The 11,335-nt window shown below is 28.8% G+C and carries 15 protein-coding genes; 3 read left to right on the plus strand and 12 right to left on the minus strand.

Translation table 11 applies throughout. The features are described from left to right. Positions 1–297: 297 nt before the first annotated feature. Complete coding sequence (locus QVZ41_RS13990) at positions 298–633, minus strand: hypothetical protein (protein ID WP_302885263.1); 336 nt, start codon at positions 631–633, stop codon at positions 298–300. A 7-nt stretch (positions 634–640) separates the two neighbouring features. After that, complete coding sequence (locus tag QVZ41_RS13995; protein WP_302885264.1) at positions 641–991, minus strand: heavy metal-binding domain-containing protein; 351 nt, start codon at positions 989–991, stop codon at positions 641–643. A gap of 211 nt (positions 992–1,202) precedes the next feature. On the opposite strand from QVZ41_RS13995, the gene QVZ41_RS14000 reads away from it, so the two are divergent. Beyond that, entirely contained in the window at positions 1,203–1,445 is a 243-nt protein-coding gene (locus tag QVZ41_RS14000) for a hypothetical protein (protein WP_302885265.1), read from the plus strand. 434 nt (positions 1,446–1,879) lie between these two features. On the opposite strand, the gene QVZ41_RS14005 is transcribed toward QVZ41_RS14000, so the two are convergent. The 4 genes from QVZ41_RS14005 to QVZ41_RS14020 all read right to left on the minus strand — a co-directional run bounded on the left by QVZ41_RS14005 (position 1,880) and on the right by QVZ41_RS14020 (position 4,502). Then, the gene (locus QVZ41_RS14005; RefSeq protein ID WP_302885266.1) at positions 1,880–2,146 is read right to left on the minus strand and encodes a hypothetical protein; all 267 of its coding nucleotides are present in this window, start codon (positions 2,144–2,146) and stop codon (positions 1,880–1,882) included. Between the two features lie 16 nt (positions 2,147–2,162). Beyond that, on the minus strand, positions 2,163–2,459 hold the full coding sequence (locus QVZ41_RS14010) for a hypothetical protein (RefSeq protein ID WP_302885268.1): 297 nt from the start codon (positions 2,457–2,459) through the stop codon (positions 2,163–2,165). A 284-nt stretch (positions 2,460–2,743) separates the two neighbouring features. Beyond that, positions 2,744–3,439, minus strand: a complete 696-nt coding sequence (locus tag QVZ41_RS14015) for a hypothetical protein (RefSeq protein WP_302885269.1) — start codon at positions 3,437–3,439, stop codon at positions 2,744–2,746. A 214-nt stretch (positions 3,440–3,653) separates the two neighbouring features. Continuing rightward, positions 3,654–4,502 (minus strand): hypothetical protein, encoded by an 849-nt coding sequence (locus QVZ41_RS14020; RefSeq protein WP_302885270.1) that lies wholly within the window; start codon positions 4,500–4,502, stop codon positions 3,654–3,656. A gap of 1,351 nt (positions 4,503–5,853) precedes the next feature. Here QVZ41_RS14020 and QVZ41_RS14025 point away from each other — a divergent pair. Further along, positions 5,854–6,150, plus strand: coding sequence for a hypothetical protein (locus QVZ41_RS14025; protein WP_302885271.1), 297 nt, complete (start codon positions 5,854–5,856; stop codon positions 6,148–6,150). Positions 6,151–6,431: 281 nt separating this feature from the next. Then, positions 6,432–6,659 (plus strand): hypothetical protein, encoded by a 228-nt coding sequence (locus QVZ41_RS14030; protein WP_302885272.1) that lies wholly within the window; start codon positions 6,432–6,434, stop codon positions 6,657–6,659. On the opposite strand, the gene QVZ41_RS14035 is transcribed toward QVZ41_RS14030, so the two are convergent. The 6 genes from QVZ41_RS14035 to QVZ41_RS14060 all read right to left on the minus strand — a co-directional run bounded on the left by QVZ41_RS14035 (position 6,647) and on the right by QVZ41_RS14060 (position 11,024). Beyond that, positions 6,647–6,871 carry a hypothetical protein gene (locus tag QVZ41_RS14035; protein WP_302885273.1) on the minus strand — a complete coding sequence of 75 codons (225 nt, stop codon included), beginning with the start codon at positions 6,869–6,871 and terminating at the stop codon, positions 6,647–6,649. The genes QVZ41_RS14030 and QVZ41_RS14035 overlap by 13 nt on opposite strands. A 255-nt stretch (positions 6,872–7,126) precedes the next feature. Next, on the minus strand, positions 7,127–7,423 hold the full coding sequence (locus QVZ41_RS14040; RefSeq protein ID WP_302885274.1) for a hypothetical protein: 297 nt from the start codon (positions 7,421–7,423) through the stop codon (positions 7,127–7,129). Further along, the gene (locus QVZ41_RS14045; RefSeq protein WP_302885275.1) at positions 7,407–7,934 is read right to left on the minus strand and encodes a hypothetical protein; all 528 of its coding nucleotides are present in this window, start codon (positions 7,932–7,934) and stop codon (positions 7,407–7,409) included. Before QVZ41_RS14045 ends, QVZ41_RS14040 begins: the two co-directional genes overlap by 17 nt. A 197-nt stretch (positions 7,935–8,131) precedes the next feature. Beyond that, positions 8,132–8,869 carry a barstar family protein gene (locus QVZ41_RS14050; protein ID WP_302885276.1) on the minus strand — a complete coding sequence of 246 codons (738 nt, stop codon included), beginning with the start codon at positions 8,867–8,869 and terminating at the stop codon, positions 8,132–8,134. A 272-nt stretch (positions 8,870–9,141) separates the two neighbouring features. Continuing rightward, a complete protein-coding gene (locus QVZ41_RS14055) occupies positions 9,142–9,846 on the minus strand; it encodes a hypothetical protein (protein ID WP_302885277.1) in 705 nt (234 codons plus the stop codon). A gap of 281 nt (positions 9,847–10,127) precedes the next feature. After that, entirely contained in the window at positions 10,128–11,024 is an 897-nt protein-coding gene (locus tag QVZ41_RS14060) for a hypothetical protein (protein WP_302885278.1), read from the minus strand. Positions 11,025–11,335: the final 311 nt, after the last annotated feature.

The following is an 11,335-nucleotide window of genomic DNA, read 5'->3' on the forward strand; positions in this document are numbered from 1 at the left end:
ATTTGTTATTCGTTCCTTGTCCAAACAAGGTGATATTCATAAATAAGGTAATTATAAAAATAGATATGTTTTTCATTTTTTTTTCGTATTGCACACAACGGTTTTGGCTAGGCTTTGTGCGGGAAGAAAATCGACAAGATTTTCGAACACGCAACTAAGCCGAAGCTTTTTGTTTGGATTTGTTTCTTTGGTTTCACAAAGCCAAATCAACAAGATTTGGCGACTTAGTAAATATACACAAAACTTTGAAGTAAGCACAAAACCCGCATGAAGTTTAGCCGGTGTTAGCTATAGCAATTATTTCAATTTAATAGCTGTTCCTGTAATTCCTGTTCTACTCATAAAAGAATTACTTTTATTTAGTTTGACATTTATGATAGCATCAGCTCCAATTTTATTCAGTTTCTTTTTTAGATTTCTTTTTAAATCAGAAATTCCTCCTGGAATATCAAAACTTACAGATCCGACAATTTCATATTCATCTTCAATATCTCCAGAATATATTTTAAGTTCTTTTAATTCTAAATTTTCTTTCGAAGAATTAAATGTATAACCTGTTTGATTGTAATACGTAAAGTAAGAACAACTAGATAATGATAGAGTCAGTAAGGAAGTTAAAATTATTTTTTTCATTATCAATTTATTTAATATATTTTATAGCTGTTCCTGTTGCTTTGATAGAGTTGGCAGTCCAAAAACCATGTGCTATTCCAATTTCTAACTTTAAATTGCTAATAGCATCTGCACCAATTGTTGAAGCTCCTTTTTTCAATTCTTTTATAGCTTTTTCGGAACTTTTGTTTGCATCAACATTTGAGACAACTTCTCCGATAATTATGTATTTCTCATTAATTTTTTCACTTGAATAAACTTTAATGTTTTCAGGATTTGTTTTAGCAAATTTTTCGGTACTGTTATCTGTTTTTATTACAGCAGTAGTCGAACAACTCAGTAGTTGTAAACTTAAAATGGAGATGATAATTTTTTTCATATTTTGTTATAGCTAACGGTTTTAGCTAGAAAACGAAGCGTTAAACTAGCCGATTAATTTTCAGACTAAAACTACAGAAAATAAATAAAAAACCAACTTAGTGAAAGCATAAAAAAGCTATGTTTTTTAGCTGTTGTTGGCTAACGTTTTTTTTTACACGGTTATTTCATTCAACCGTTTTCAATGAATGATAAATTAAATATTAATTAAAATGGAAAATTCAGATATTAAAAGAGTAAAAATTTGTGACATTAAAGAATTGACAATAAATACAGATTCTTTTTCGAAAAAAGGACAAAACATTTCAATAAGAGAAGATGCTTTCGTTGACTTTAAATTCATTACAGGAAATGGAGATAAAATTAGTTGTAAATTTCCTGTGGATTTATTGTTTTACTATTTATTCGTGAAAAGACACTCAAATATAGATTGTATTTCCTCGACAATGTCTTGATTGTCTAAAGATTCGGGTATTTCAAAATTAATTTCTCCGTTAGTATAAGAAAGTAAAGAAGATGATGTTATTTCTTTCTTGTATTCAGGATGTTTTTTAGCTAATTCAGATAATCTATTTAAAAATTCGATTTCTTTATTTTGACTTATAGGATTGTTAAAAATATTCATAGTAATTAATTTTTCGATTAATAAAGCACGGCTACTGCTTCAAATGTTAGCCAACGGTTTTGGCTAGGCTTTGTGCGGGCTTGAAAATCGACAAGATTTTCGGACACGTACTAAGCCGAAGCTTTTTGTTTGGTTTTGTTGATTTGGTTTTCACAAAGCCAAATCAACAAGATTTGGCGACCCAGTAAATATACACAAAACTTTGAGAAGGCATAGAACCCGCATGAAGTTTAGCTGGTGTTGCCCACAGTATTTTTTATTCCGTTATTGTTTTAATTCAATAAGCAACATTATTGAAAATCCAATTACTATTAAAATTCCAATTCCGTTGAGTACTTTTTTATCTTTGATTATTAAGGTCAGTATGAGATCTATTAACAATCCAAAAAGACCGAATCCAATTAATCCAACCATAGCTACAACTCCCCAACCTTCTTCATATGATAAAATTTTCCATTTAGCAATTGTATAAGTTATACAACAAGCTATATAGACGAGAAAATAAATTCTTAAAATTGTCCACTTTTTCACTTAGTTCATAATTTTTTTAATAAATCGGTGTATCAAATTTTACTATTGTTGTGTCATTTTCTACGATGAAGTCAACCCAATGGTCAAGTGAACTTCCATTTGTATAATAACCGCCTCCACTAATTTCCTTTTTTCCGTTCGCTCGGGTAAAAGTCAGAGAATAGGCTCCGTCAGTTTTGTTTTTTCGCATTGATAAGAATTCCGTCACGCTTTCATTCGGTTCTATTCGGTCAAATTTTATCACTACCAGTTTTTCAGTCGTTGTAAATTCCACATTGGTAATTGGTTCGCTTGAATCATTTTTGATTTTCATCTCAATTCCATCTTTTTTTTAGAAAAAACAAGAGTTTAAAGTTAGAATTAATGTTAATATAAGCAGTTTTTTCATATTGTGGGCAACGGTTTTGGCTAGGCTTTGTGCGGGGTTGAAAATCGACAAGATTTTCGAACACGTACTAAGCCGAAGCTTTTTGTTTGGATTTGTTTCTTTTGATTTCACAAAGCCAAATCAACAAGATTTGGCGACTTAGTAAATATACACAAAACTTTGAAGTTTGCACAAAACCCGCATGAAGTTTAGCCGGTGTTAGGCTTAGTTTATTCAATTGGGGAGTTTTCATTAGATTCATAATTATCTGGGGGTAATGGAGGAATAGGAGGTAATCTCATTACAAATTTATGGAATGATAGTTTTTCGCTAATTAATATATCTAGTTCTTCTTTCTGTATTTGATTTAATTCAGACTCTTTTACTTTTAATATTTTTTCAATAACATATGTTTTATATTTATCTAAACCTTTAGAGATTTCTTGAACGGATTTTTGATATATGTTTTTCGAAAGAAATTCTTTTTCAACACAGAAATCGATATAGCCAGATGAAAGTTTTATTTTTTTTTCAATTCCAGATATTTTACGTCTTATTTGTGAGTAAGAATTTACTCTTTTAGATATTAAATAATTGTAGGTACTATCTTTAAGTTTTTCAATATTAATTAAATACCCATTAAATAGTATTGAATCTGAATTTATTTGATTTATTTCGACGTTTGTTCTACCGCAAAACCAGATGTAACTATCTGTTTGATTTAAACTATCTCTCAAAGAAATATTTTTTTTAATAGCAGTTATAAAATATTTAGAATTTGGATGTTTTGTAGCATATCGTGAAAAGTCATTATAATTTCTGGAAAGCTTAACTTTATTCCATTCGTAATTATCTAAGTTTTCTCGTTTAGTTTTTTTACAACAAGAAATAAAAAAAGTTAATATGATTAAAATCTGAAGTTTCATTTTTAATTAAGCCTAACGGTTTTGGCTAGGCTTTGTGCGGGAAGAAAATCGGTAAGATTTTCGGACCTGTACTAAGCCGAAGTTTTTTGTTTGGTTTTGTTTCTTTGATTTCACAAAGCCAAATCAACAAGATTTGGCGACTTAGTAAATATACACAAAACTTTGAGAAAGCACAGAACCCGCATGAAGTTTAGCCGGTGTTGCCAGTAGTTTTTTATCTTCTGTTTCTATATTCTAATCCTCTAATCTGTTTTTGAACTATATCTTCAATAAATTTATTTAAATCACATGATTCTATTTTCTTAATTTCAAAATTTATCTTTTTAATATAATCTTCATAAAAATATTCAAAAGGTGTTGTAATAGAATCAAGTTTAAAACTATCGCTCTTAAAACGTCCTAAATCAACAATCATATTATAAATCGAATTTACTATAACATATCTTGATGATGTTGTTATGATATTCTCTTTTTTTATTTTATTAGTTAATCTTTGACAGAAAACTTCAGAAATTGGTGCTTCAAAAGCAAACTCCCATTCTCCGTGTTGAACCTTGTTTCTAATAGCAAAATTTGGTGTTAAATTTTTAGATATGATTCTCCGTAACAACAAATATTGTTGAACTAATTCATTTCCTAAATTATGTCTTTCTGCCTTAATGTTTACTTGAGTACAAAAATCATCATCGTCAGGTATTAAATCATATGCAACACAAAAAACAATTTTAAAAACTTCTAACCATTTTTCTATTAATGGTTTTTTGAGGATATAATTTCGTTGATTATCGTTTAGTAGATCTTTTTCGTATAATAAACGCTTTAGACTTTCTTCTGCCCAAGAAACTTGAATACCTGATAATATTCGGCTAAAAGATTGTTCCTTTTTTCGTAATTGAATCTTATTTTCGTTAGTGTCTTGTAAGCTATAAATTAAAGTTCCGTTTTTGTCAGTAGCTTTATAAAACGACTTTATTTGATTTCGAATTTCCATATATCCAATTTTCAAGGATTTCATATTGGAATTATGGTAATCAAAGTATTTTCTTATTTCTTCTTCATTCATAGTTTATAAATTGGAAAGATTCACGACCGAAGAAAGACTAATAGTACTCCTTCGGTCGGGAATCGAACCCGACAAACTGAATTACTCCAGTTGGACACCTGTCCACGCTTCTTTTAGCGAAGACCTTTATTTTGTTTCAAGAAACATTTAAAAATCTGATTTGTTACTTAATTCAAAAGTGAATTTAACAAATAAAATATGATAAAACTTTATTTTTCATTCTAAATTTTTACGCTCAGTTTAAATTACTGGCAACGGTTTTGGCTAGCAAACGAAGCGTTTGAAAAGCCGATTAATTATCGACCTAAAATACAGAAAAAAGAAGAAAACTAACCTTGGGAAAGCAACAAATTAGCTTTTTTTGTTAGCCGTTGTTAGCTAATGCAACTTTTCAAACAGAAAAGTTGCAAAGTATAGAAGAATTTTCCGAAATATACGCAACGAGATTAAAATTGCGTTTCTACGATAATTTCAGCATTCTGCTTGTAAATAGTTATCGTTTACTAATTAATTATCAACGAATAATTTTAACATATAGTTTAGCACGTAATAATTTGAACTATTTTTCTCAGCTCATAAAATTTATCAAATAATGTAAATTTTTCAGACAAGACTTTTGAGTACAATTTTTAGCGAAATGCTGGTTTAAAAGATGTCGATTTAGGTTAATTTATCAATGAAGCAATTTAGCGTACAGTTCAAAACACAACGATAAAAAGTTCTCAGTTTTTCAAATAAAGCAAACTTAAAATTCAGTTAAAAACTAAGTTTTCGTTTTAGAATTTTTGCGTGAGCACAGGTTTCAAACACTTAAAGAACTGTCATTTAAACAACAGCGAAAAATTCAGCCATGAATTTCAGCGTTGTTTTAGCTAACGCTCTTAGCTAGGAAACGTAGCGTTAACAAAAACCAAGTTAAAAAAATAAAAATTAAAAACAATTAATAAAAACGAACATTCAAAAACCACAAATTAAGCTATGTTTTTTAGCTGTTGTTGGCTAATCGTTTTTATGTTTAAAAATATTTAAAATAAAGAATTGAAAAACCGATACTAAAGTACCAGTTTTAAAAGCACTATCTCTTGATAGAAAAAGTTAAAATCCCGAGAAATTTTAAACTTACACTTTTACAGTCGGTGACTTTTAGTATCAGACAAGTTGATGCAATGAAGAATAGTAACATTAACATCATCATTATGTTTTCGTACATAATATTTGTTTTTCAATTCTAGTGCAATGTAGAGAGAAGTCATTTTCCACATTACGGTCGGTAACCGCTTCAAGAGTTTTAATGACTCTCTCAAAGCATTGTTTTCAATATTTTAAAGAACTTAACAAAAAAATAAAAATCATGAGTAAAGAAAGTAAAAATAAAGACTTCAGCCTCAAGAAAGCTGAAGAATATTTTAAAAACATAAAAGTAGATGAGGATGATGACGTTTCACATCAAATTTTCAAAAATCGTGAATTGCTTCATCTAGCTCTATATAAAATTAACAGAAACTTATTTTTAATAGATACTAAATCAAGAATTGAAGATAATCATGGAGTAGACCCAAATTATGAATCTATTAAAAATGCCCAGGAGACCTGCTTATCTCTTCTTCTAAAAGCAGAAGACGTTCTTCGACAAGAGATTTCAAGATAGGGTCTTTCGTTTCAAGTTGATTTAATTTTACTTTAAAACTAACAGCTTTATTAAAACCTATTCCCCGAAAATCTTTAGGTTGAAATATTTTCAAAAAATTGTTTTCTAAAGTAGAGTAGTTGTTTGAATTACTCTCTATAGCACTCATAAATTCATCGTAAGAATGGTTTAAATATTTTAAATTAAAATCGTGCATTAATTCTGTGTCGTTTTTCTTTTTCATAGAGTAAAAAATTAAGGTTATAAAAATAAATTATTAAAAATTATAAAAAATAAAAATCATGAGTAAAGAAGATGATAAATTAGAAAAAATAAATGTCGATGGAGAGTTTTTTACAAAAGACGAAATAGAAGAGTATCATCCATTTACATTAGATTTAGATAGAAATGGAGATAGATTTATAACAGTAAGGGGCGGCGACATAAAAGAAATAGTTATTGGAGAAAAACAGATTTATGAAGCTATTTCAAGCTATTTGGATATACATTACAATCACTATAAGTCATAAACAGAATGAAACTCTTTTAAAATAGATTTTTTAACATCTTCATTAAAACTACAATCTTTATTAAAACTAAAAGAACAGCTATTCCCATCCTTAGAGTTTAAAATAGAACCAAAAGAACTTATTAATATTTCTTTTTGGTCATTATATTTCAAAATTGGCTTAATTCTCTGTTTAAATGAATTTAGTTTAAAAAGTTTTTCTTCAATGTTCATAGTATAAAAATTAAATTTAAAAGCTCGGCTACTGCTTCAAATGTTAGCCAACGGTTTTGGCTAGGCTTTGTGCGGGAAGAAAATCGCCAAGATTTTCGAACACGGACTAAGCCGAAGCTTTTTGTTTGGTTTTGTTTCTTTGTTTTCACAAAGCCAAATCAACAAGATTTGGCGACCTAGTAAATATACACAAAACTTTGAAGTTAGCACAAAACCCGCATGAAGTTTAGCCGGTGTTGTAAAACGTTTTTTTACCTACTGTAATATTTTCCATAATTCCAAAACCAAAATTAATACTGATAAAATAGATAAACTTAAGGTCAAGATAATTGTCTTTATTTTCTCTTTTTTAAAAACTGAAATTATTGAAAATATGAAAGATATTATTCCGATAAAAACGTAATCAAGTTGCATTAATTGCTTAATTCCATATAAAGCTCGAGTTTTTCCAGTTGCGTTCTGGTATCCTTCAAATAAATTATATTGAATAGAAATAGCAATACAAATTCCAATTATACTTATTAGTATTGATATTTTAGAAATCAGTTTCATCGTTCAACGTTTTATTCAGTAATTGTTTTTCATAACTTGTTCTAAATCCGATATAAGTTATTTCCTTAATTTTTATATTTTCATTCTCAATCCATTCCGCATTTTCATTCAGTAATTTTAGTTCAACATCTTTTTTTGATAGATTTTCAATTTTACCTATAAAATATGAATCATTATCAGATTCATTAAATATAGCTATCAATTTCTCGTCTTTCAATTCCGACAAACACTCAAATATATTATTCATCTTTTCAAGTGGTAATTTATTTACAAAATCGTTAGAATTATTATTATTAATTTCTTCCAATTCTTCTTTATCCCATTCTCTGTATTTGTTAATTTCGTAATTCCTAATTATTGCGTAACCGTCAAATTCCTTCGTTTCTTCATTAAAACAATTAAAAATGAAAATTTCGTCATTCGATTTTAGACAAATTCCAGAATATACTTCGTCACGATTTGGTGATAAATCAACGTGAATTGGAGTTCTATTTTTGATGGCTTTCTGCAATTTTTGTCTAATGTTTTACAACGGTTTTGGCTAGGCTTTGTGCGGGAAGAAAATCGGCAAGATTTTCGAACACGCAACTAAGCCGAAGCTTTTTGTTTGGTTTTGTTTCTTTGATTTCACAAAGCCAAATCAACAAGATTTGGCGACTTAGTAAATATACACAAAACTTTGAAGTTGGCACAAAACCCGCATGAAGTTTAGCTGGTGTTACCAACAGTTTTTATTTTATTTTCAATATTCTGATTGTTATAATCCTTTATAATTTCTTTTAAAATTTTCGAATCTTTTTTAAATGTTTTTTCAAATTTCTCCCAATTTATCAATGTCAGATTTTTTGGCATTTTAACAATTCCACTTATTGAGTCCCAAAACGCATCCCAATTATTTCCATAAAATTCAGGAAAGTAAAGTCTTTCGGCAAAAGTTTCGTGTAAATGCTTAATATTCACAATTTCCCCAAGGTCAATAACTTTGAATTCAGGGTTTAGTAATTCGTTGAGTTCTTGGTTAACGTCTTCTAAAATCTGTTTTCGATACCATTCTACAGGTTCAAGTTGTTTTTTCAGAGCGTTAGAATTCCATAGTTTATATTCCGATTCTATAGGGCAATTGTCAAGCTCACTTTCATAACCTATTGCAAGTTTAATTGTAAGAAACGGTCTTTTAATTTCCTCTTCTTGTTCGAGATATAACTCTCTTAATTTTCGACTTGCCAAAACAATCTCAATATTACCAGACTTAATATTTTTGAGTAATTCAATTGTTCGATACTTTTCAAATTCCTTCCAATCAAAATGTTTTTGGATTATTGATTTTATGAAATTTTTGATTTCTCTACTTTTAAAATTAAAGGCTAATAAATCGATGTAATTTTCTTCTGAAATTACGTTTTCAAGTTCTTTATTTTCATAAACCCAACTTTCAAATAATTCCAATGAAATATCGTTATTTAGGAATTGATAAAACTTGATTCTATTTGGATTTATCTCGGTCATTCAAATTGTTGGTAACGGTTTTGGCTAGGCTTTGTGCGGGATTGAAAATCGACAAGATTTTCGAACACGCACCTAAGCCGAAGCTTTTTGTTTGGATTTGTTTATTTGATTTCACAAAGCCAAATCAACAAGATTTGGCGACTTAGTAAATATACACAAAACTTTGGAGTAGGACAGAAGCCCGCATGAAGTTTAGCCGGTGTTGGGCACAGTTATTTATATTCTATCTCCCTCGTTCGTATGTAATTTAGTTTACCATTCTCAATTGATTCTATTTTTGTCCAATTTTCGAACTTGTCATATTCGTATTTACATTCTGTTGTTGAAATCAGAGAGTCTTTGCTATTAAACTTTTTAATTTCCATTAAAATTCCACAATCGTATTTATATTCAGTATTTCGATTTTGTTCAGGTTTTCTGAAGTCCGATAGTTTTGATTCAGTTACAAATTCCTTATCATTATATTTACTTATTTCAAGAGTATTAGTAATTGTGTCATTTGTTTTAACGTCAATGTAGATTTGCTTTAATGAACTTTCTTTTAGTTTGTTGTCAGAGTTATATTTGTAACCTCCAATTTGTTTGAATTGAAAAATGTCATTTTTAGATTCAGATTTTGTTTCTAAAAGCAATGTGTCTTTGTAGAAATAATCAACAATAAAATTTGAACTGTCGTTTGAAAGTGTAACAATTTCTCTTTTTATCTTTTTTTGATTATTGTAAACGAATTCAATGTCCATTGTTTCGTTAGCAAATAAATTTTGCTGATGACTACTGATTATTTGGTCATTTTCGTTGTATTTTTTTTTGGTAATTACAAGCGTATCTTGAATCTGATTATTCAGAGAATCATTTTCCACTTTGATTGTGTATTCGGTAATTTGTGTTGCTTTTTGAGTCAGTCCGTTATTTAGCAATTTTTGTTCATTGCAACAACTAATTATGAATATTGAAAAAAGTAAAATTAGAAGTCTATTCATTCCGTTTTAATTGTGCCCAACGGTTTTGGCTAGGCTTTGTGCGGGAAGAAAATCGACAAGATTTTCGAACACGGACTAAGCCGAAGCCTTTTTTTTGGTTTTAATTTTCTTATTACAAAGCCAAATCAAAAAGGATTTGGCAACTTAGTAAATATACACAAAACTTTGAAGTTTGCACAAAACCCGCATGAAGTTTAGCCGGTGTTAGCTAATGTACTTTATTTATGATTTACAAAATTGTCAAGTCCGATTTGTGATCCATATTCTTTATGGGATTTCCATATAGGAAAGGAATTAAAATCTTTTTTCATTTTATCTGCATTTGATTGTTTTAAAATTAAACAATCAACTTTAGTATTTTCAAAATTCTCAAACTCGTTAGAAAATTTTGAAATAATTTCTTCATATTTTACTATTCCAATTTCCTCGATTTTCTTGAATAATCGTTTATAGTTTTTGACAAGAATTATAAAATCTACTTTTGGTAAAATTAAAGGAATACTTTCACTCCAAACTATGTAAGAAAAAATTTCTTTAGTTTCTTTGTTCATAATCATAAATATGTTAGGAATATAGATATCTTCATCCATTTCATTTTCTAATGTATCAATCATACTGGTGTATTCCCAAATTTTATCAGATTTATCCTTTGGGTAATATAAAAGTTCCAATTCGTTAAAGTGTTGTCTTGAAATTTTAGCGTTATGTTCTGTCCAATGTTCGATAAGTTCCTTTGTAGACCATTTTAAAGGAGAATCTCTTTTCTCACTAAATTCTTGAGGATTGTATATATATAAATTTAATTTATTGCAAATTTTACCAAGTATTGAGAAAATTTCTTTTCCAAAATAGTCTGGTCGAAGAAAATTGATTGATGCACTTATGTCTATGTATTCAAATCCTTCAAAATTCTCATACAATTCAATCTCTTCCTGTTCTGTATTTGGTTCGTTTATATCTATTAAGAAGTAAACACCTGTTCTTTTATTTTCGTAATTAATTTGAGTGTCAATATCACTAATATTTATCGGAATTAATTTATGAAATTCTAATTGAATTTGTCTTTTTGAGAGAGGAGTATTTTGTTTTCTATAAAAGTAAATATCGTAACTCATTCGGGTATATTAGCTAACGGTTTTGGCTAGGCTTTGTGCGGGAAGAAAATCGGTAAGATTTTCGAACACGTACTAAGCCGAAGCTTTTTGTTTGGTTTTGTTTCTTTGGTTTCACAAAGCCAAATCAACAAGATTTGGCGACTTAGTAAATATACACAAAACTTTGAAGTAAGCACAAAACCCGCATGAAGTTTAGCCGGTGTTGGCTAATGTTTTTATTCTTTCATAATTTTATAAATTCCAATTTTATTTTCTAACTCATATTCAGATCCTTCAATTGTTATATTATTATATTCTGTGTAACTACAACA

The organism is Wenyingzhuangia gilva, from assembly GCF_030519655.1.
GTDB classification, from domain to species: domain Bacteria; phylum Bacteroidota; class Bacteroidia; order Flavobacteriales; family Flavobacteriaceae; genus Wenyingzhuangia; species Wenyingzhuangia gilva.